13 protein-coding genes and 4 pseudogenes are annotated in these 21149 nt (G+C 55.5%); 6 read left to right on the top strand and 11 right to left on the bottom strand.

All coding sequences use genetic code 11. The features are described from left to right. Window positions 1-97: 97 nt before the first annotated feature. The 4 genes from HA45_RS07255 to HA45_RS07240 form a co-directional block, all read right to left on the bottom strand. A complete protein-coding gene (locus tag HA45_RS07255) occupies window positions 98-775 on the bottom strand; it encodes an SDR family NAD(P)-dependent oxidoreductase (RefSeq protein ID WP_100704352.1) in 678 nt (225 codons plus the stop codon). A gap of 2 nt (window positions 776-777) precedes the next feature. Continuing rightward, entirely contained in the window at window positions 778-1959 is a 1182-nt protein-coding gene (locus HA45_RS07250) for a sialidase family protein (RefSeq protein WP_100704351.1), read from the bottom strand. 1 nt (window position 1960) lies between these two features. Then, the gene (locus HA45_RS07245) at window positions 1961-3382 is read right to left on the bottom strand and encodes a sodium:solute symporter family protein (protein ID WP_100704350.1); all 1422 of its coding nucleotides are present in this window, start codon (window positions 3380-3382) and stop codon (window positions 1961-1963) included. Between the two features lie 252 nt (window positions 3383-3634). Beyond that, complete coding sequence (locus HA45_RS07240) at window positions 3635-4540, bottom strand: LysR family transcriptional regulator (protein WP_100704349.1); 906 nt, start codon at window positions 4538-4540, stop codon at window positions 3635-3637. Window positions 4541-4624: 84 nt separating this feature from the next. Here HA45_RS07240 and HA45_RS07235 point away from each other — a divergent pair, with 84 nt between their 5' ends. Continuing rightward, window positions 4625-5695, top strand: a complete 1071-nt coding sequence (locus HA45_RS07235) for a tartrate dehydrogenase (protein ID WP_100704348.1) — start codon at window positions 4625-4627, stop codon at window positions 5693-5695. 89 nt (window positions 5696-5784) lie between these two features. Here HA45_RS07235 and HA45_RS07230 read toward each other — a convergent pair whose 3' ends face one another. From HA45_RS07230 to HA45_RS07220, 3 genes and pseudogenes are all read right to left on the bottom strand, one after another. After that, window positions 5785-6600, bottom strand: coding sequence for a carbohydrate ABC transporter permease (locus HA45_RS07230; protein WP_100704347.1), 816 nt, complete (start codon window positions 6598-6600; stop codon window positions 5785-5787). 88 nt (window positions 6601-6688) lie between these two features. Further along, window positions 6689-7129: pseudogene (locus HA45_RS29315) on the bottom strand (carbohydrate ABC transporter permease); the annotation flags it as partial. A 400-nt stretch (window positions 7130-7529) separates the two neighbouring features. Further along, entirely contained in the window at window positions 7530-8870 is a 1341-nt protein-coding gene (locus HA45_RS07220) for an extracellular solute-binding protein (protein ID WP_100704680.1), read from the bottom strand. A 531-nt stretch (window positions 8871-9401) separates the two neighbouring features. Between HA45_RS07220 and HA45_RS07215 the strand changes: the two genes are divergently transcribed. Both HA45_RS07215 and HA45_RS07210 read left to right on the top strand, forming a co-directional pair. Then, the gene (locus HA45_RS07215) at window positions 9402-10001 is read left to right on the top strand and encodes a GNAT family N-acetyltransferase (RefSeq protein ID WP_100704345.1); all 600 of its coding nucleotides are present in this window, start codon (window positions 9402-9404) and stop codon (window positions 9999-10001) included. 13 nt (window positions 10002-10014) lie between these two features. Next, window positions 10015-11100 (top strand): ABC transporter ATP-binding protein, encoded by a 1086-nt coding sequence (locus tag HA45_RS07210; protein ID WP_100704344.1) that lies wholly within the window; start codon window positions 10015-10017, stop codon window positions 11098-11100. A gap of 65 nt (window positions 11101-11165) precedes the next feature. On the opposite strand, the pseudogene HA45_RS07205 reads toward HA45_RS07210, so the two are convergent. Further along, a pseudogene (locus HA45_RS07205) lies at window positions 11166-12285 on the bottom strand (ROK family protein). Window positions 12286-12313: 28 nt separating this feature from the next. Further along, window positions 12314-13188: pseudogene (locus HA45_RS07200) on the bottom strand (glucosamine kinase nucleotide-binding domain-containing protein). Window positions 13189-13455: 267 nt separating this feature from the next. Here HA45_RS07200 and HA45_RS07195 point away from each other — a divergent pair. Beyond that, complete coding sequence (locus HA45_RS07195; protein WP_100704341.1) at window positions 13456-14616, top strand: Gfo/Idh/MocA family protein; 1161 nt, start codon at window positions 13456-13458, stop codon at window positions 14614-14616. Window positions 14617-14830: 214 nt separating this feature from the next. Here the strand turns inward: HA45_RS07195 and HA45_RS07190 are convergent. Next, window positions 14831-16068, bottom strand: a pseudogene (locus tag HA45_RS07190) (MFS transporter). 419 nt (window positions 16069-16487) lie between these two features. On the opposite strand from HA45_RS07190, the gene HA45_RS07185 reads away from it, so the two are divergent. Together HA45_RS07185 and HA45_RS07180 are read left to right on the top strand one after the other, a co-directional pair. Further along, window positions 16488-17087 carry a hypothetical protein gene (locus HA45_RS07185; RefSeq protein ID WP_100704339.1) on the top strand — a complete coding sequence of 200 codons (600 nt, stop codon included), beginning with the start codon at window positions 16488-16490 and terminating at the stop codon, window positions 17085-17087. 283 nt (window positions 17088-17370) lie between these two features. Beyond that, entirely contained in the window at window positions 17371-19761 is a 2391-nt protein-coding gene (locus tag HA45_RS07180; RefSeq protein WP_100704679.1) for a glucose/quinate/shikimate family membrane-bound PQQ-dependent dehydrogenase, read from the top strand. A 129-nt stretch (window positions 19762-19890) separates the two neighbouring features. Here the strand turns inward: HA45_RS07180 and HA45_RS07175 are convergent, their stop codons facing one another. Then, complete coding sequence (locus HA45_RS07175; protein ID WP_100704338.1) at window positions 19891-21102, bottom strand: MFS transporter; 1212 nt, start codon at window positions 21100-21102, stop codon at window positions 19891-19893. Window positions 21103-21149: the final 47 nt, after the last annotated feature.

Below are 21149 nucleotides of genomic sequence, written 5' to 3'. Positions count from 1 at the left end.
GCACTTTCCCCACTCTCTACCACGACGCTCCACCGCAAATCACTAGCTCCTGACCCAATATCACATCAGCTACGGGTGACAGCACATCCCACACTCTCTACAACGACGCCCCACCGCACATCACCAGCTCCTGCCCGGTTATCGCATCGGCAGCCGGTGACAGCACAAAACCGGCCAGCGCCGCCACTTCCTCCGGCTTGATGTAACGCCCAATCGGCGGCAGCTTCGGCGGTGAACTGGCGCGACCCGGTTGCAGCAGCATGGGCGTTTCAGTGGCACCGGGCGCAATCACATTTACGGTGATCCCCTGAGGCGCTAATTCAGCTGCCCAGCTGCGCGCCATGCCCACCATCGCCGCTTTGGTACTGACATACTGGCTGCGATGAGCGGCACCGCGCGATGTACGACTGCCGATCAGCAAAATACGATCGCCCTGCGTCATCTGTGGCTGCAACGCGTTCGCCATAATCTGTGCCACCTGTACATGCAAGTACCACAAGCGTGCGCTTTGCTCCTCATCCAGATCGCCAAGCGGTGCGGCGGCCATCATACCCGCCGCATGCACCAGCGCATTTACCTTTGGCAACGTAGCCAGCGCCTGCTTCAGCAAACTGGCATCAAACAGATCCACGCTCACCGAGGTAAAGGCTGGATGATCTTTCTTCACCCGCGTGCGGCTAAAACCCGTCACCTGCCAGCCTTGCGCCAGCAGTTGATCGGCAATGGCCGCGCCGATGCCGGAACTGGCACCGGTAACCAGCGCGTGTTTAATCATGCTTATCCCCTGGCCCACGTTTCGTCTACGCGCACGTATTTGATCGCCTGACGAAAGTAGGTATAGGCGATATGCAGTGCACCATCTTCGCTCTGCTTAATGCTCGGATAAGAGAACTCGCGGTTGAGCTTCTGCTGTGAGTTATTGGTCATACAGTAGCCGTCACCTTCATCGAGGTTGCGTTGCCACGGCCAGCTTTTGCCACCATCCGGGGAAATGGCGAGCGTCATCGGCGCGCGCGGTGCGCCCCAGAACGCGGTGCGCCCGGTATGCACCACCGGCTCAGCGGCCACCGCCACATCATCATCCTCGTCTTCGATTTCGTCATACAGTGACAGGCGACGCTCGCTGGCATCTTTGGCACTCATGGCATTAAACACCAGCGCCAGATGTCCGTTGTTCAGCGTGGTGACCTGAATCGAGGAGTTGTTGTTGGGCAGCTCAGTTGCCTCAGGTGCGCTCCAGCTTTCGCCACCGTCGACAGAACGGCTTTGGTAGATAAAATCCGCCCAACGGCTGCGATACAACGCCAACAAGCTGCCATCCTGCAACAAGGTGATGTTCATGTGCACGCAGCCCAGGCTGTCAGGCACCGCCACATCGCGCCAGCTTTTGCCCTGATCGCTGGAGATTTTTACCGCGCTGATATCGTCATTGCCGACCCATTTCACGCCTGGCTGGGTGCGGCAATAGAACACCGGCAGCAGCCAGTTGCCATTCGGCAGCACCACAATCGGCTGGCGAATAAAGGTGCCGGGTTGATCGAGTAAGGTCGCGATCTCACTCCAGCTGCGGCCCAAATCGCATGACTGGCGATAGCGCACTATCGCCGTGTCCTGATTGCCGGACTTCTGCGCGGTCCACAGCAGCCACAGCACCTGTTGAGGATCGAGGAACAGCACCGGGTTCTGCTCAGATCGCGTCGCATCATCCGAGAGTTTTTGTGCTGCACTCCACTGCGTGCTGCCCGCCTCCAGCCGTGAACTCCAGACAGAAATATCAGCGATACCTTCCTGGGTGCCGCCAAACCAAGCGCACAGCAGATCGCCGTTTGGCAGCGGCAGCAAATTGGCAGCATGGTTCTGCGGACAGACCGAAGGCAGCATCGCCGTGAGCTGCTGCGCATCCTGCGCGTGCGGATGAAGGTTACCGTTACGTTCGACGGTAATCGTTAAATCGGTCATATCAGGCTCCACTGTTTTGCATTGAAGATTTTGGTGCTTTTTTCTCGTGCGTTTGTGCCGAGGGGATCAGGCGATCAATCACCATGATCACCGCGGGCGTAATCAGCGCCACATACATGTTATTGATGCCGAACGGATCGCCGAGCAGATACCAGACGGTGGTCATCACACAAGCCCCGATCAGACCTGCATTCGCACCGCGCGTACTTTTGTAGAATGGCAGGTAGAAGGCAATAATCGCCACGACAGAAATCGACAGGCGAATGGCGCGGGTGAAGAAGGACAGCTTCAGCACCTCTGGCACGAACAGCACCAGGATTAACGGCAGGAAACCAATCAGCAACGATAGCCAACGCGTCATGCGGAATTCACGTTCTGGCGTAGGATTGCAGTACGGCACGTAGAAATCTTTCACCACCAGCGAGGCAATCGCCAACGCCACGGTGCTGACACTGACAAAAATCGATGCCACCAGCGAAGTGGTGACAATCCCGGCCAGCCACGGGCTCATGTCCTGCAAGAACACCGGCAGCGCATACAGACTCTTGATGTCGGGATGCAGGTATTTCGCCGCCACACCGATTAACGCAATGGCAATCGCGATCGGCATACAGAAGAAGAAGGCAACCCAGGTTGCACGCTTCGCTGACTCAGCGCTTTTAGTAGAAGCAATAGCCTGAATCACAAACTGGGTGCAGAAAATGGAACCGATGGTGCCAATCATCCAGGCAAAAATCGTACTGGCACCGATGTTGCCGTCCCACGTCCAGTAGAAGTGCGGCATCTCTTTGATCATTGGGCTGACACCGCCGGTCATATGCAGCGCCACACCCAGAATGATCAGGATACCGATGTATTTCAGGCCGCTGTGCAGCAGCGTCACCCACGCAATGCCCTTCATGCCGCCAAACATAAAATAGAAGGTGCTGACAATCGCGGTGATCACGGCCGCAGTGGTGAGATTGAGATTCAGCACCGTGGAGATCGCCGCCGCGCCGCTAACGTAGTTACCCACGTTCACCAGCAGCAGCGCGTAGATCATGATAATGGAAATGATGTTCTTGGTAGAGTTGCCGTAACGCTCGGCAATCGCACCCGAAATAGTGATTTTTCCGGTGTTATAAATGCGTTTGACCAGCAGAAATCCGAACAGCGGGAAGCCTATCGCGGCGCCAATCACTGACCAGGAAGCGGCAAAGCCCCCTTCAAACGCCGCCTGAGCCGTGCCGACGGTGGATTTTGCGCCGATGTACTCGGACATCAGCATCACGCCCACGACAAAGGCTGGCATCACATTAGAGCCCGCCATAAAGTCACCGCTGTTTTTACTGCGCAGGCGCCAGGTCAGCCATGTGGTGAACAGGATGTACGCAATGACGATCCCAACAATCACCATCATCCCTTCTGCAGAGAACTGTTTCATTTTAGCCTCATTGATAACGTAGGGTCGTGGCGTGCGCTGGGCTAACGCACGCCGTTAATGAGGTCGCCAATCTTGTTATTTTAGTGTCTGAGCACGTTGGCAACCCTGTTTATGCTTATTGATTCATTTCACTCAATTAAGAATGAATTCACGCATAAGCAGGGCAATTTATAGGCTAAACAAGCAATAATTTGTTTGATCATGCTCACAAACAGTCAATTATGATTGCAAATAATCATAAATGCATCACCATTAGAGGGTGCTCTGTAAAAAATCCACAAAGGCGCTAATGCGTGCCGGCAGTTGGCGCTGGGGTTGCCACACCGCAAAGATATCGCCATCCACCGTGCTCCACTCCGGCAATACGTGCAGCAATTCACCACGTTCAATCATGTGCTGCGCATCCCACCATGAACGCAGCAGAATGCCGTGTCCATCCATCGCTAGCTGCATCGCCACTTCGCCATCGTTGGTGATCAGGCTGCCTTGCACCTTTTGCGTAATTTGCTGTGCACTGTTGCTTAATCGCCACAAGGCAAAATCGCTTTCGTATTGGCGCAGCAAAATGCAGTTGTGCTGCGCCAGAGCCGCAATACTGGTGGGCAAACCGCAACGTTCGGCATAGGCGGGTGCGCAGCAGAGCACGCGCGGATTGGTGCGTAACTTGCGCGCGATGAGCCGTGCATCGGGCGGCTCGCCGATACGAATATCAATGTCGATGTGTGAATCGAGGAAATTCAGTGGCTGGCTGCTGAGCTGCAATGACAGCGAAACCTCCGGATGCAATGCCGCAAAACGCGACACGCAGGCCGCAACATGCCGGCGACCAAAACCGAAGGAGGCGTTAATGTTCAGCGTGCCACGCAACACCGCCGCCTGGCTGCTGACCGACTCTTCCAGCTCCGCCAGTTGATCGAGTAGCGGGCGTGCCCCTTCCAGATAGCGTTTACCTTCGGCGGTGAGTTCCAGCCGTCGCGTGGTGCGTTTAAGCAGTTGCACGCCCAGACGCTGTTCAAGATGGCTGAGGCGTTTACTCACTGCCGGCAGCGATAAACCCAGTTCACGCGCCGCAGCGGTTAAACTCTCCAGCGCCGCCACACGCACAAAGAACGCCAGGTCATCGGTTGAAGTGCGCGATTCTCTACTTTTATTCAACATTGGCTTGCCGCTCAGGCTAATTATTTCCCGGTGATGCATGGTTATACTGCGTTCAGAACATCAACAGCAACCTGCGAGAACCCTATGAGCGGCAAAACCTACAAAATCGCCGTCATCCCTGGCGATGGCATTGGCAAAGAAGTGATGCCAGAAGGCATCCGTGTAATGGATGCAGCGGCAAAGAAATTCGATATTTCACTGGAATGGCAATGGTTTGACTTCGCCAGTGCCGAATACTGGCAAGAGCACGGCAAGATGTTGCCAGATGATTGGTTCGCCACCTTGAGCCAGTTTGATGCCATTTATTTTGGCGCGGTGGGCTGGCCGGAAGTGGTGCCGGATCACGTGTCGTTGTGGGGATCGCTGCTGCAGTTCCGCCGCGAGTTTGATCAGTACGTCAACCTGCGTCCGGTACGCCTGATGCCAGGTGTTAAAGCACCGCTGGCGAATCGTCAGCCGGGCGATATCGATTTCTACGTGGTGCGCGAAAACACCGAGGGCGAGTACTCCTCGGTCGGCGGCACCATGTTCCCTGGCACTGACCGCGAAGTGGTGATTCAGGAGACAGTGATGACGCGCATCGGCGTCGATCGCATCCTGAAATTTGCCTATGAGTTAGCGCAGAAGCGTCCGAAGAAACACCTGACGTCTGCCACCAAATCCAACGGCATTGCTATCACCATGCCGTATTGGGACAGTCGCGTCGAAGCCATGGCACCGAGCTATCCGGAAGTAAAAGTCGATAAGTATCATATTGATATTCTGACTGCGAACTTCGTGCTGCATCCGGACTGGTTCGATGTGGTGGTGGCCAGCAACCTGTTTGGTGACATCCTGTCAGATCTCGGCCCGGCCTGTACCGGTACCATCGGCATTGCGCCTTCCGCCAACATCAACCCGGAAGGGAAATTCCCGAGCCTGTTTGAGCCGGTGCACGGTTCTGCGCCTGATATCGCGGGCAAAGGCGTGGCCAATCCGATTGGACAGATCTGGTGCGGCGCGATGATGCTGGAGCACCTTGGTTACGCCGAAGCGGGTGCCGCCGTGCTGGACGCGATTGAGCGCACGCTAGCCGCCGGCAACAGCCTGACGCGCGACCTCGGCGGCAGCGCCTCAACCGAAGAACTGGGTGTCGCGATCGCGGCAGCGTTGTAAACCGATTTTACGGGCACGCCCGCGAATAGCGCGGGCGATCCGATGGCCGCGACCTGCAATGTTCGCAGTTGCAGGTGCTCTGGCGCGCCCTACTTCACCGCCCCTTCCGTCACGCCACTGATAAACTTGCGCTGGAACACCAGGAACACCGCCACCAGCGGCATAATCACGATCATCGCACCGGCCATCAGCACCGGAATATCGATGGTGTTTTTGTTCTGGAAGAACATCATGCCAATCGGCAAGGTACGCAGTTCATCTTTGTTCACCAGAATCAGCGGAATCAGGAACTCGTTCCACGTCCAGATAAACAACAACAGTGCCAGCGTGGAGAGCGTGGGCCATATGGCGGGCACCAGAATGCCCCACAGAATCTTGCGACGAGATGCACCATCCATCACCGAAGCTTCCACCAGTTCGCGCGGCACCTGTTGCAGCGCGGTGGCGATCATTAACGTGGTGAACGGCAGCGATAGCGCAATCTGAGGCAGGATCAGCGCCAGATAGGTGTTCGTTAGCCCCATCCAGCGCAGTTCGTGATAGAGCGGAATAATAAACGCTTCAGTCGGCAGCACCATGCCAAGCCCTAACATTGCCGCCACCACTTTCTTGCCGGGAATCTTCAACCAGGCAAAGCCAAATCCCGCCAAAATGCCTAACAGAATGCTGCTGATCACCACTGGGATCACCACCAGCACCGAGTTCATAAAGTAAACGTTGAAATGTCCCTGCTGCCAGGCGGTGACGTAGTTTTTGAAGTTCAGTGACGAAGGCAGCGTGAATACGCCCTGGAACAGCTCCATCTGGGTTTTGAACGAGGTCATCAGCGCCATTAAAAACGGCAGGATAGTCATCAGCGCGACCATCCAGATCAGCGCGCGTGAGACAATGGGCGTTCCGCGCATCAGTGTCGCTCCCGAATGGCAAATGAATGATGGCGTTGATCATCAACACAATCAGCATACTGAAGACCGCCACTGCCGAGGCATAGCCAAAGTAGTGCAGGTCAAAACCCTGCTTATACATAAAGATATTGGTCACCATGGTTGAGGTGCCCGGACCGCCCTGCGTCATCACGTAGACCAGGTCGAAGGCTTTGAGGCTGGCGATCACCGTCAGCAGCAGCGCAATACGCAGTTCCGGACGCAGCGAAGGCAGCGTGATGCGCATAAACTTCTGCCGGCGCGAGGAACCGTCTAAATCGGCGGCCTCCAGCAATGACGGATCCATGCGCTGCAAACCCGCCATAAACAGCACCAGGCAGAATCCAAAGAAATACCAGGTGGCAACAAACCCCACCGCCGGGAGCGCCCAGGTAAAATCCCCCAACCAGGAAAGTGCCAGCTGTGGCAAACCGATGGCGCGCAGGAACTGGTCGATGGGGCCAAACGCCGGGTTATACAGCCAGCGCCACACCACGCCCAGTACCGCCATCGGCATGATATAGGGCAGGAAAAACAGAATACGTAACACGCTGCGCTCCCTGCCATTGCGCGTGTCATACAGGAAGCTGCACAGCAGTAAACCCACGCCAATCGGCAACAGGGTATAGAACAGCATCAGCAGCGCGTTGTTACCCAGCGCCACCCAAAACACCGGATCCTGGAACATGCGCAGATAGTTGCTCAGGCCAGTGAAAATCGGCAGGGAGGTGCCGTCCCACTCGGTAAAACTGATGCCGAGCGAAGCCAGCAGCGGCAGAAGTAAAAACACCGCGTACACCAGCACCGCGGGCAAAAGATAGAGCGCATTGCGCCAGGCAGATTTGTTCAGCATAACCTTACTCGCTTGCAGGCCTGTTCGCGGCCCGGCAATGCTGCCGGGCCGGACGTCATCAGTGCTTCAGGGTTTTCAGGTAACGTTGATAGTTGTTGTCGAAGTTAGTCACCATCTGATCCGGCGTTTGCCGTCCCGCCAGCAACAGCTGCACGTTCTGGTTCAGCTCGGCGTTCATGGTCGGCGTGGCCCAATCCAGATAATGGCCCAGTCCGTCGTGTTCGTTGAGCGTGACCCACACCTGATACGCTTCTGCCAGCAGCGGGTTATCCGCTGGGATTTGTGCATTCTTGCTGGTGCCCGCCGGCAGGAAGCCGACCTTCAACCAGCGGTTAGCCATCTCATCGGAAACGATATAGTCGATAAATTTGGCAGCGGCATCCTGCTGTTCTTTGCTTTTCGCGGTGTTGGTGATCGAGAACGCCAGATCGGTGCCGCCCACCATCAGCGCATGTTGCACGCCCTCACCCATTGGCATCGCTGCAAAGTGCAGGTCTTTGTTGTCTTTGAACTGGCCGAGATACCAGGTGCCGCTCACCAGGAACGCGGCCTGACCATTCTGGAACAGCGTGGCCGCATCATCATGGCCGATACCTTCAAAGCCTGGGAAGAAGTAGCCTTTGTCTTTCCAGCCCTTCATCATCGTTGCAGCTTTCACCAGTTTGTCGTCTTTAAAAGTGCCGCCGACGTCGTAGATCAGATCGTCAAGCGCCTTGCGATCTTTGCTCTCAATCTGTGCTTCCCACACTGTGCTGAGAAGCTGCTGGCCCATGTTGCCGTCCAGCAAGCCGAGCATCATCGGTGGCGTACCGGCGGCTTTCAGTTTTTCCATTGCCGCTTCCAGCTCTGCCAGGGTTTTCGGCACGGCCACACCGGCTTTATCCAGTAGCGCTTTGTTGTAATACAGCCCCACCATTTCACCCAAACTGGCCACGCCATACAGTTTGCCACTGCCGAAATCCTGCTTATCTGACCAACGGTTACGCTTGAGGATGGAATCCGGGAAGCGCGTGGTCCAGCCGTAGGTTTTGGCGTAATCGTCCAGCGGCCACAGCAGTTTGTCTTTCACCAGCGAACCCATATCACCGCCGCCCTGATTGACCTGAGCGATTTGCGGGCCATCACCGGCGGTCAACGCCAGCTTGAGTGGAATACGCGTGTCTTCGAACGAGTGCACCGAGCGCTGAATGGTGATGCCCGGATTCTTTTGCTGGAAGGCTTTGACCGCCTCATCCACCGCTTCTGTCTGTTGCGGATAGTTATAAATATCCCACTCGTTCAGCGTCACTGCCTGCGCAGCGGCCATGGTTGCACCGAGCAATATCCCGGCTGAAACCATACGCGACACGCCGCGCAGTGAGCTTTTCATACGGGACGAACGCGGAGTTGAATCACACATCATGCTCGGTTTCTCCAACAGATGACTGGCATCCCTTCATCTCGACACCTGCATGTCCTGGCAGGCTGATTCAGCAGCAATAAAAGCGTTAATTCATACTTACTTTATGCATAAAAGAAAGTCAAACACCCACGCTGTGGAATTTTTGCTCTGTGATACAGTGCAAATAGTGAGAAGAAAAGCGGTCTAAACAGCAGGGAATCCTGCTGAAATGCACAGTAAGCATACACAGATAGCCGAGTCACGCCTTGCGCCAGCATAAACCTCTCGCTGCAGTATCCGGCATTAACTCACTGACAGACCATATGAAAATTCTATAGATAGGAAAGCTGCCGTGACGATGAGTGAGCGGGAATGGCGTCCAGCACCCGCCGCTGTGGGGTTCAGCCGCTGCAGTTGACGCATAACGTGATAACCTGGAAGGGAAGTTCACCTCCGCTTTGTGCGCTAGCGCAATTATTACACCTTGAAAACTAAGTCGGCTTTCTTTACCGTGAAATCTGTTCATCTCATGACCACAGAGGCACTCCCATGACGGCCCAAGGTGTTATTCGCCGCGCCAGTGAGGCGGATTATCCCGCCCTGTCGCGCATCTGCTTACAAACCGCCAATGCCGGCACCGACGCTACCGCGCTCTACTCCGATCCGGCGCTGCCTGGCCTGCGCTTTGTTATCCCTTATGCACGCTTTGCGCCTGAATTTGCTTATGTGCTTGAAATGGAGGGTGAAGTGATGGGTTACGCGGTGGCCGCACCCGATACCCGCGCCTTTGAAGCGGCAGTGAATGCGCAGTGGTGGCCGCGCCTGCAGCAGCAATACGGTGATTACACACCACGCGCACCGCTCGACAGCAAAGTGCTGGATGCCATTCGGCAACCCGATGCCGCTGCCGAGCAGTTGGTGACGCAGTGGCCTGCGCATCTGCATATCAATCTCCTGCCGCCCGCGCAACAAGGTGGCTGGGGACGCAAACTGATTGAGCAACTGCTGCAAAACTTGCGCGCCGCCGGCGTGCCGGGCGTGTATTTGGGCGTCAGCCTGCAAAACGAGCAGGTATGTGGGTTTTATCAGCGCCTCGGCTTTACACCGATTATGCGCAGCAACGCTATCTACATGGGCCAACTACTCTGATTGAGGCATCGCAATGACCAGCCTGCATCTGCAAAACGTTAAGAAGTCCTATGACCAGGTGAACGTAATTCACGGCATCGACCTCACTATCAACAGCGGCGAATTCGTGGTGTTTGTGGGTCCTTCCGGCTGTGGCAAATCGACGCTGCTCCGCATGATTGCGGGCCTTGAAGAGATCAGCGATGGCAAGTTGTTGATTGAAGGCGCAGATATGACGCATCAGCCCGCGACCGAACGCGGTATTGCCATGGTGTTTCAGTCGTATGCGCTCTATCCCAATATGACCGTGCGCGGCAATCTGGCGTATCCGCTGGAGGTGATGAAGAAATCCAAAGCTGAGATTGAGAAAGCGATTAATCAAACGGCTGCGCGTCTGCATCTGACGGAGCTGCTGGATCGCCTGCCCCGTGCGCTCTCCGGCGGCCAGCGTCAGCGAGTGGCCATTGGTCGCGCCATCATCCGCCATCCACGCATTTTCCTGTTTGATGAACCGCTGTCGAACCTGGATGCTGAGCTGCGTTTACAGATGCGCATTGAGATTGCGCGTCTGCATGCGTCACTCGGTAACACCATGATTTACGTCACGCACGATCAGCTGGAAGCGATGACACTGGCCGACCGCATTGTGGTGCTGCGTCAGGGCCGCATTGAACAGGTTGGCGCGCCGATGGCGCTGTATCACGATCCCGATAACCTGTTTGTTGCAGGTTTTATCGGCTCGCCAAAAATGAATTTACTCCACGCGGAAGTGGCGGCGGTGGCGCCCGGCGCAGTGCAGTTGCGAGTGCCGTCGCTGGGCATTCATAACCTGGCCATGAAGATCGATGCAGCGTGCCGCGAAGGTCAAAAGGTCACTTTCGGTATTCGTCCTGAGCATTTTTCCCCTGCCGGAGCCGATGCGCTCAGTTTCAGTGCCGATTTGTCCTTCAGTGAAATGCTGGGGCACACCAATTATCTCTATCTGGATATTGGTGAAGAGAAATTGCTGGTGATTGAGGAGCGCAACGCAACAGATCATGAGATTGGCGACCGCGTCAGTTATCAGATCAATGCCGAACGCGGGCTGTTGTTTGATGAGCAGGGATTGCGGTTGCGTTAAACAGACCCGGTGCGCAGCAATGCGCACCGCCAAACTCGTGCTGGGTGGCTCTTTATGGCCACCGATTATGACACGGTTTCTTCATCTGCCTGCGCGGCCAGAAGATCCAATAACTTATTCACGGCAAAGCCAGCCGCACCTTGCGCCCACATGCGATTCGACTCGGTAAGGAACTGCAGCGGCGTCATGTGCGGCGTGATCTTCAGACGGTAGTTCTGGAAACTCTGCGTGATGTGGTCGAGCAGAATGCGCGACGCCATCTGCGGCTCCATCGCCAGATATACCACGTCAGGATCGTAGGCTACCGACAGATTGGCCAGCGACATACCCAGATGCTGTCCGGCTTCCGCCAGCGCACTTAACACCTCAGGAGTGGGCTGCTTGTCGAGGTCACGCAATGTCTGCGGCACCGCCTCTTTCAGCGAGACCGCCACGCGCTGCAAAATGGCCTGCGATGAGGCCACATCTTCCAGCAGTCGCTCAGAGCCATCACCGAGCAGCGACACGCCAATCTCACCGGCTTTACCGTGACGACCGCGATAAAGCTGGCGATCCAGCAAGATTCCGGCGCCAATACCTTTGCCGAAGGTGGCAATCACCGCCGATTGCGCATGGCCGAGTTGACCAAAGACCAGCGCCGCCATGGCTAATGCATTGGCGTCATTTTCGATAAATACCGGCAATGAAAAACGCTCTTCCAGCAGGCGTGCAATCGGTACGTTGTTCCAGCCCAGCGCGCGTGACAGTACGCAGACGCCGTTGCTGGCATCGACCAGTCCAGAAAGCGCCAGACCGATCGCACCCACCTTCTTACCTTCCACGCTACGCAGAAACTTCGCCAGCGCATCGCCAAGCTGTTTCGGCGTCATCGCGCCTGAGGGGATTTGCTGCTCGCCGATAATATTGCCGCTGAGATCGGTTAAAACGATCAGATTACGCTCAGCATTGAGCTGAATGCCGACCACGCTGGCGTGATCCGGGTTAAGACCGAGCAGCGTTTTTGGGCGCCCCATCGAGACGCGACGCAACCCCAGCTCCTGCACAATCCCGCCGGACAGCAAGCGGTTAGTGGCCTGCGAAACCGTTGACATGCTCAGGCCGCTGCGGACTTTGAGGTCGGACTGGCTGATAGGCGCATTTCGACAATCAGCCGCAAATGCGTGCAGTTACGTTGGGAGCGCTCATGGATCTCTTTATGTGAAGTTGGAAGCGGTTAAGCCGGTTGCTGGCTAAACTGGCTGGCGAGGCGTATTGCCCCACTCAGTGCATCACCTTGCGGCTTCACCAGCTGTGCAGCGATCTCTGCGGGCAGCCAGTTCTGAATCGGCTCCGCGAGTCCGCCCATCAACGCCAGCTTGCCATGGCTTCGTGCCAGTAACGGCTGCACCATCTGCACAATATCGGCAGCGGCCTGCTGTACCAGAGCAGTACCATGATGATCGCCCTGCTGCGCGGCAGCAAACACCTCGGGCACCACGTTGCCCCAATCAGCGGGCGATGCCTGCTGTGACCAGAGCAACATCTGTTCAGGCTGTTTTGATGACGCGCCATAATGCCTTTAGTTAGCGCCGAGGCAGGCACAATACCTTCGTGCGCCAGCAGCGCTAAGCGTCGTGCACGGCGGCCGAGAATGGCGCCCGAACCCGCATCGGACAAGGCAAAACCCCAGCCGCCCAGCAAAGTGAACTGTGTTCCGTCCCAGGCTGCCCCCTGGCTTCCCGTCCCGACAATAAACACCGTGCCAGGCGCACCGTCATGGGCACCCGCGCACGCGATCTCGACGTCGGTAAACAGATAACGCGCCTGACAGCGAGGCTGCCAGCTTTGCAGCCGGGTGTGTACCGAGGCGACGTTTGCGCCGGCCAATCCCGCTACCAGGGTGGTGCGATCGCGTGCGTCGGTCTCTAATCCTGCCTGTTGAAACAGCTGATCAATGACCTCTTCGACGGCCAGGATAGCGGCATCAAACTGTGACCAGACATTGGCTGGCCCGCCTGTGGCTTGCGCCAGCACGCGCCCGTCACTGTCAGTGAGGCGTCCGCGACAATGCGTACCACCGCCATCAATTCCCAGCAAAAGTGATTGCACGCGCTTCCTCCTGCCTGCCACCCATGGCATGACGCTTATAGATGTGCGAAAGATAGGGGAAAAAAACTTAAATCGCAATCACAAATAAATACGCATTCCGTATAGCTAATTAATATTGTTTAAAAACATATAAATAACAGAATTTAACCGTTTGCGATCGGGGTTATAGATTGACATTAGTTTTTCTGTCGTAATAAGTTAACGGTCAGATTATCGGCAGCCTGATGGTTCGGGCGGCTAACAGGCAACGGGCTTCAGGGGTACAACATGAAAGTGGGCATTATTGGTCTGGGCTTTCGTCTTTCCCACGTGGTGAAAGAGTTCAACAAAGCCGACACAGAGTTCTCCGTGGTGGGTTACGTCGATCCAGCGCCCGCTGGTTTGCCGAACCTACACACCTTTGGCATTGATGCGGGAACAGCGTTTGATAGCGTAGACGCTCTGTTGCAGCACGGCGGCTTTGACCTGCTGCTGGTGGGTTCACCGAACTTTATGCATCTGGAACATATTCGCCAGGGTCTGGCCGCCGGTTTCACTGTGTTCACCGAGAAACCCGTGGTGATCAATGAAGAACAGACCATGGCGATGGCGCAACTCGTACAGCAATATGGGCATGAACGCATTCTGGTAGGGCTGGTGTTGCGCTACTCCCCGCTGTATCACGATCTGTTGCGCGCGCGTGATGAAAATCGTTTGGGTGAGATCACCTCGATTGAAGCCACCGAGCATATCAAGCCCTATCATGGCGCCTTCTTCCAGCGTGACTGGCGTCGCCTTGAGAAATACGCCGGTCCGTACATTCTGGAAAAGTGCTGCCACGATATCGATCTCTATCAGGGATTGGTGGGCGAGCGCGCGGTGCGCGTTGCCAGCTTTGGCGGCCGTAAAAACTTCACGCCGCAGCATGCCCCTAAAGGCGCAGTCAACCCGCAATCTGAGGTGTATCACGTCAAACCTAGCGGCTGGTCGAGCACCGATGCGGTGTTTGATGGCGATGCCGATATCGTCGATTACCAGACGGCATTGATCGAGTACGCCAATGGCGCGACGCTGGCCTTCCACGCCAACCTCAACGTGCCAGATGAGTTTCGTCGATTCTGCGTGATGGGCACCGATGGCATGGCCGAGGGCGACTTTGTGCGTAACTACTTCCGCGTGCACAACGCGCGCACTGGCGAGCGCGAAGTCGATACCACTTACAGCGGCAATGCGTACGATGGCCACTACGGCGCCGATGCGTTGATGGCTGAAGAGATTGTGAAACACATTAAACAGGGAACGCCACTGAAAGTGTCAGTGGTGGATGCACTGGAAGCGGGTCTGACTGCGATTAAAATCGATGAAGCGCGAAAATCGAAAATCGTGGTGGACATGACAGATAGCTGGAAACAATTTGACGCCAGCCTGGGGAAAACCGCGACCGTTTAAGGCCAGTAACGGCCAGATAACCGTTGCGGCGCAATTTATCGCGCATCGTTTTGCATCATCATCGCAGAACGTTTGCGCTATAAATTGCGCATTAATTAACGACATCATCGCTTTACGACCAATCCGTAGCGGCGCGATTCATCGCGCGTCGTTTCGCGACATCATCGCTTTACGTTTACGCAATGAATCGCGCCGCTACGGTTTTACGCAGAGACTAAACGACGGTTTCATTCTCCAGCTTCTGGCGTTTACGCAGATGCGGGAAAATCGTCATCCACACCGCCACCACCACCAGCGTACCAATCCCACCTAGCGCGGCAGCCGGCACGGCCCCCATCCACGCCGCCAGTAAGCCCGACTCAAATTCGCCCAGCTGATTAGAGGTATTGATAAAGATGGCGTTGACCGCGTTGACACGACCGCGCATATCATCCGGCGTATCCAGCTGCACCAGCGCCCCGCGAATCACCATGCTCACCATATCGAAGCCACCCAGCGCCGCTAAAGCCAGCATCGATAGCCACAGTTGCGTAGAGAGGGCAAACACCAGCGTGGCCACGCCAAAACCGGCCACTGAGCCAAACATGATCATCCCGACATGTTTTTCCAGCTTGTGGCGACTCAGCCACACACCCACCAGCAAGGCGCCTACCGAAGGCGCACCGCGCAGCATGCCTAATCCCCATGGACCGGTGTGCAAAATATCCTGAGCGAAGATCGGCAACAGCGCGGTGGCACCACCCAGCAATACGGCAAACAGGTCGAGCGAAATCACCCCAAGCACATCTTTGCGTTCACGAATAAAACGTACGCCGGCAAACATGTTGGTGAGGTTCATCGGCATGCGCGGCTGCGGTAGGCGTTCATAGCGCAACCGGCTCACCAGAATGATCGAGAACAAGTAGAACAGTGCCGAGACGCCGTACACCACCTCTGGACCCGCCACGTAAAGCAGCCCGCCGAGTGTAGGTCCGACAATCACCGCCGCCTGACCGCCCACTGAACTCGCCGCCATGGCACGCGCCAAAATCGGTGGTGGCACCAGCGCGGGCAGCATTGAGGTAATAGAAGGCCACTCAAGTGCTTTGGCAACGGAGATCAGGAACACCAATCCCCAAATCTCGATTTGTCAGCCCAGTGCAGCAGCGTCAGTGCCACCAATCCCAGCAGGGCCAGCCATTCAATCACTTGTCCAATTAATACGATGCGGCGACGATCGAACTGGTCCGCCATATGGCCTGCTGGCAGTGCCAGCAATACCGAAGGCAAGAACTGCATCAGTCCAATCATGCCGAGCGCCATAGCGCTGTGGGTGATAGCGTAGATTTGCCAGCTAACCGCGACCGAAAACATCTGAAAACCAAACGATGAACAGGTGCGCGCCAGCCAGAAGGCAACAAACGACCTGTGCCGCAGCAGCGAATCTTCTGCTGCGGATACCTGTGAACCCATAGTTTTATCCCATCCTAAATCAACATTTTGGTTGGCGTCATTGCACCAACCTGGTGAAAAGCCGTTTTCCGGCTCTCTTTATCTTTTTCCGGCCACAGAGTGCGGCATCTTAGGCGTGCAGGCAATGGCTAGCCGTGCGCTTTAAAAACAGTTGCTTATCCATAATTTAACTAAGCATAGAGTTCTGAATATTAGCAGGCTGATTGTTTTATCCTGAAAATATCCGAATCATTCCAGAAGTTCCAATAACAATTTAATTAATGCCTTTCTGATTGCTGATATCTCTCTATCAGAAACAGCTAAAAAAGGTGATTTTTACAAACAAATCGGTCTATATTGGAAGCGTAAAGATCACAGCCACCTTGCCGTCCTTATAATAATTAAGACGTTCCAGTTAATTAATTTATTCGCAGAGATAAATGGAAAACAGTTCATACAATCCTTATGTTACTGAGCGTATCCGTCGCTTCGACGGTGCACTGACCGGTGTCTGTTATTCAGCACCCTTTATGCATTGTGAACAGGAAAGCACAGCATTACTTAACGGAAGCAACATAATTTCACTGCACAATCAGTTGCCCGATACGCCTGAATTAATAATTATCCCTTTAGCGGGAAATAGTCTGATGCGCTTTTTACAGGCACCGGAAAATTATTCCAGCCTGCAAATGGAGAATGTGCGTTTAGCCATCAATTACGCCAGTTTAGTTAAGGGAGATAAGGCGTTAAGAGAGGCCGCACAGCATTTCTCGTTCTGGCTTTATGATTTAGCGCCGCCGGGAACCTGCTGGCAGAATATTGCGTCATTTCCCTTTAGCGGGATTGTGTTGACTGACGAATTCTTCAACGACAATTATCTCAAGTTCAGCTTTCCATTCCTGCTGGGATCTTGTCGGGAAAGAGAAGCGGAGGTGATATTACGCACACAACAGTTGTCCCTTCCCGTTGCAGCGTACAGCGAACTTCAACTCTCTGGCTGGCAGGAGCTGCGCACCAGCAGTACCCTGTTTGAAGTGTAAACGTTTACACAAAATTCCACGCCTCGGCGTTATGGCCCGATCTCTTCGGGCTTTATACGTTAATCTCCTCATAAAATGTCGCACTACTACCATTCCACAAGTGCAAAGCACTAAAAAAATCAAACCCGTTAACGTTTTTAAGATAAAATTTAACGCAAAGGGATCATCTGGCGTAACGGAAGCGCTCTGATCGAACATGTTAAGTCACTTCGTACTCTATGTCGGGAAACAACCCAATGCGTTGTTTCCTTTTAAGTTTATGGCAAAGAAAGAGGTTAATATTATGGGGAAAGCTTCCTCATCTTTTGGCGTGATTCGCTTTTTGACGGTGCTGTTCACACTGCTCACGGGCGCGTTTATGCTGGTAGGCGGTGTATGGCTAGCCGCAATTGGTGGTTCCTGGTACTACGTTATTGGCGGTGTGATTATGTTGATCACCGCTGTTCTGCTGTGGCGCCGTAGCGGCGCAGCAATCATGCTGTATGCACTGCTGTTGTTGGCAACGCTGGTGTGGGGCGTGTGGGAAGTCGGTTTCGACTTCTGGGCGCTGGCACCACGTACCGATGTGCTGGTGATCTTCGGCATCTGGCTGATTCTGCCGTTTGTGTATCGCGGTTTGAACCACGCAGGTAAAGGCGCGTTAGGTCTGATGGCCGTGGCGCTGATTGCTAGCGTACTGGTGCTGGCGTGGGCAGTGTTCCACGATCCGCAGGAGCTGAATGGTGAGATTCCAGCGGCGGCAGATAATGCACCGCAAGCGCAGCCTCTGAGCAACATCAAGGACGCTGACTGGCCTGCATATGCACGTGACCAACAGGGTACTCGCTTCTCTCCACTGAAGCAGATCAACAGCGGTAACGTGAAAGAGTTGCAGGTTGCCTGGCAGTTCCAGACTGGCGATCTGAAAACCCCGAACGACCCAGGTGAAATCACCGACGAAGTGACGCCGATTAAAATCCGCGACACCTTGTATCTTTGCTCACCGCACCAAATTCTGTTTGCGCTGGATGCGAAAACCGGTAAGCAGAAGTGGAAGTTTGATCCGGGCCTGAAGCCGAATCCAACCTTCCAGCATGTGACCTGTCGTGGTGTTTCTTACCATGAAGTTCCTGCTGCAGCTGATGCCTCTAACACCCAACCTGCGCTGTGCTCACGCCGCATTTACCTGCCGGTAAATGATGGCCGTCTGTTCGCGCTGGATGCGGAAACCGGTGAGCGTTGTGCCGCATTCGGCAACAACGGTGAACTGGATCTGCAGCACAAACAGCCGGTGCTGACCCCAGGTCAGTATGAGCCGACTTCACCACCGATCATCACGGACACCACTATCGTGATTGCCGGTGCGGTTACCGACAACTACTCCACCCGTGAGCCGTCAGGCGCCATCCGTGGCTTCGACGTTAACACCGGTAAACTGCTGTGGGTGTTCGATCCGGGCGCGAAAGATCCAAACGCGATTCCAGATGATGAACACACCTTCACCATGAACTCGCCTAACTCCTGGGCACCGGCGGTGTACGATCCGAAACTGGATACCGTATTCCTGCCGATGGGCGTCACCACTCCCGATATCTGGGGCGGTAACCGCACGCCTGATCAGGAACGTTTCGCGAGCAGCGTACTGGCACTGAACGCCACCACCGGCAAGCTGGTGTGGTCATATCAGACCGTGCATCACGATCTGTGGGATATGGACCTGCCGTCACAACCGACGCTGGCCGATATCACTGACAAAGATGGCAACACCGTTCCGGTGATTTATGCCCCGGCCAAAACCGGTAACATCTTTGTACTGGATCGTCGTACCGGCAAGCCAGTGGTTCCAGCACCGGAAACCCCTGTGCCACAGGGCGCCGCGAAAGGTGACCACGTCTCTCCGACTCAGCCGTACTCCGAACTGACCTTCCGTCCGAAGAATAATCTGACGGACAAGGACATGTGGGGCGCGACCATGTTCGACCAGTTGGTGTGCCGCGTGATCTTCAAGCGTCTGCGCTACGAAGGTCCGTTCACGCCGCCGTCTGAGCAGGGGACGCTGGTGTTCCCAGGTAACCTCGGTATGTTCGAATGGGGCGGTATCGCGGTGGATCCTCATCGCCAGATCGCGATTGCTAACCCAATGGCGTTGCCGTTTGTCTCTAAACTGGTGCCACGCGGTCCGGGTAACCCGATCGAGCCACCAGCCGATGACAAAGGCGGTTCAGGCACGGAAACCGGTATCCAGCCACAGTACGGTGTGCCGTACGGTGTGGAACTGAATCCGTTCCTGTCTCCGTTGGGTCTGCCATGTAAACAACCGGCGTGGGGCTATGTCTCTGCGGTTGACCTGAAAACCAACGAAACCGTGTGGAAAAAACGTATCGGTACCGTTCGCGACAGCGCACCGGTTCCGGTTCCGTTCAAAATGGGTATGCCAATGCTGGGCGGCCCAATTACCACGGCCGGTAACGTGTTCTTCATCGGTGCAACCGCGGATAACTATCTGCGTGGATTTGACACCAACACCGGTGAACTGCTGTGGCAGGCACGTCTGCCAGCGGGCGGTCAGGCAACACCGATGACCTATGAAGTGGATGGCAAGCAGTACGTTGTCATTGCTGCGGGTGGTCACGGTTCGTTTGGCACCAAGCTGGGCGATTATGTGATTGCCTACGCACTGCCAGATGCTAAATAAGTTTCTGGTTTGATGTGACAAAGGCGGGCTGCGAAGCCCGCCTTTTTTATTGTCTCAGTGCCTGCGCTCCGGCGTATCGCGTCGTTATGACGACGCTAATGGCTGTTCGAAGCACCATGCATTGCGCTACTACGGTTTCTTTAACACTCGCGCATTTAACAGCGCGCATAGCGCCATAATCACACAGGTGGCAAGAAATACCGGCTGCATGCCGAAGGCGCCGCCGACAAAACCACCGAACAGTGGGCCGGAAACCTGGCCAACGTATTGTGCCGAAGTCGAATAGCCCAGCATTTTCCCCACCTGCCCCTGCGGCACATTGTGGCGAATCAGCGCCGTGACGCACGGCATCAAACCGCCCAGCGCCATGCCCATCAGGAATCGCAGCACCACTAATTGCCAGGCTTGAGTAATAAACGCCTGCGGAATGAGCAACACCGCACAGGCCACCAGGCCATACACCAATACGCGAGCATGCCCCACCCGATCGGCCAAACGCCCCAGCCGGGGTGCTGAGAGAATACTGCCCAGCGCGGCAGCCGCCATCACTACGCCGGCCGTTACCGTAATCGCATGATCGCCCTGCACGAACTGGCCGATATATAACGTGATAATCGGTTCAATCGACATATTGGCGAAGATCAGCAGCATGCCAGACAACCACATCAGCCGTACCACGGGTAAATTCACTGATTGTTCGCCTGCCACCGGGCTTGAGGCTGCCTTTTTACCCGGCTGACGCGGTGCTTCTTTCAACAAAAAGGTGGTGGCAAGGAAGGCGAGGAAAATCACCGCACCGGTCAGCCAGAAGGTATGACGAATGCCAATCAGCGGTGGCAATACCCCGCCGAGCAGTGGCCCTACCACGTTGCCCGCCATAATGCCGGATGACAGCATGCCCAGCGCCCAGCCGGTCTGCTCTTTCGGGGTTTGCGCCGCCACCAAAATGGTGGAGCCGGATGCATAACCGCCCAGCAATCCTGCCAGCAAACGCAGCGCCACCAGCTGCCACGGCGCGGTCGCCATGCCAATCAGCGACATAGCAATTGCCATGCCGAGGCTGGCACGGATCAACATCAGTTTGCGGCCATAGCGATCCGCCAGCTTGCCCCACAGCGGCGCGGTTAACGCAGCACTGAGGAAAGTCGCGCCATACGCAGCACCCGACCAGCGCGCAATCGCGGCCGGCTCCTGCACGCCAAGCTGCTGCACATAAAGCGGCAGAAACGGCAGCAGTAACGTCATCGCCACGATGGTGCTGAACGATCCCAGCACGCAGACAAACAAATTACGCTTCCAGTGTTGCTGCTCAGGCGCTAACACGGTTGAAGATTGCGACATAGTGATTCCCTGTTTTTGCTTTTTTAGCAGGCTAACAGTGGTGAAGC

Origin of the sequence: Pantoea rodasii, from assembly GCF_002095465.1 — a bacterium.
Taxonomy (GTDB): domain Bacteria; phylum Pseudomonadota; class Gammaproteobacteria; order Enterobacterales; family Enterobacteriaceae; genus Pantoea; species Pantoea rodasii.
This window is presented reverse-complemented; position numbering and strand designations above follow the sequence as displayed.

What these genes read in the sequence shown, in the direction of transcription:
- HA45_RS07255 (WP_100704352.1), bottom strand. Translation starts at nt 775, where the DNA reads ATGATTAAACACGCGCTGGTTACCGGTGCCAGTTCCGGCATCGGCGCG.
- HA45_RS07250 (WP_100704351.1), bottom strand. Translation starts at nt 1,959, where the DNA reads ATGACCGATTTAACGATTACCGTCGAACGTAACGGTAACCTTCATCCG.
- HA45_RS07245 (WP_100704350.1), bottom strand. Translation starts at nt 3,382, where the DNA reads ATGAAACAGTTCTCTGCAGAAGGGATGATGGTGATTGTTGGGATCGTC.
- HA45_RS07240 (WP_100704349.1), bottom strand. Translation starts at nt 4,540, where the DNA reads ATGTTGAATAAAAGTAGAGAATCGCGCACTTCAACCGATGACCTGGCG.
- HA45_RS07235 (WP_100704348.1), top strand. Translation starts at nt 4,625, where the DNA reads ATGAGCGGCAAAACCTACAAAATCGCCGTCATCCCTGGCGATGGCATT.
- HA45_RS07230 (WP_100704347.1), bottom strand. Translation starts at nt 6,600, where the DNA reads ATGCGCGGAACGCCCATTGTCTCACGCGCGCTGATCTGGATGGTCGCG.
- HA45_RS07220 (WP_100704680.1), bottom strand. Translation starts at nt 8,870, where the DNA reads ATGTGTGATTCAACTCCGCGTTCGTCCCGTATGAAAAGCTCACTGCGC.
- HA45_RS07215 (WP_100704345.1), top strand. Translation starts at nt 9,402, where the DNA reads ATGACGGCCCAAGGTGTTATTCGCCGCGCCAGTGAGGCGGATTATCCC.
- HA45_RS07210 (WP_100704344.1), top strand. Translation starts at nt 10,015, where the DNA reads ATGACCAGCCTGCATCTGCAAAACGTTAAGAAGTCCTATGACCAGGTG.
- HA45_RS07195 (WP_100704341.1), top strand. Translation starts at nt 13,456, where the DNA reads ATGAAAGTGGGCATTATTGGTCTGGGCTTTCGTCTTTCCCACGTGGTG.
- HA45_RS07185 (WP_100704339.1), top strand. Translation starts at nt 16,488, where the DNA reads ATGGAAAACAGTTCATACAATCCTTATGTTACTGAGCGTATCCGTCGC.
- HA45_RS07180 (WP_100704679.1), top strand. Translation starts at nt 17,371, where the DNA reads ATGGGGAAAGCTTCCTCATCTTTTGGCGTGATTCGCTTTTTGACGGTG.
- HA45_RS07175 (WP_100704338.1), bottom strand. Translation starts at nt 21,102, where the DNA reads ATGTCGCAATCTTCAACCGTGTTAGCGCCTGAGCAGCAACACTGGAAG.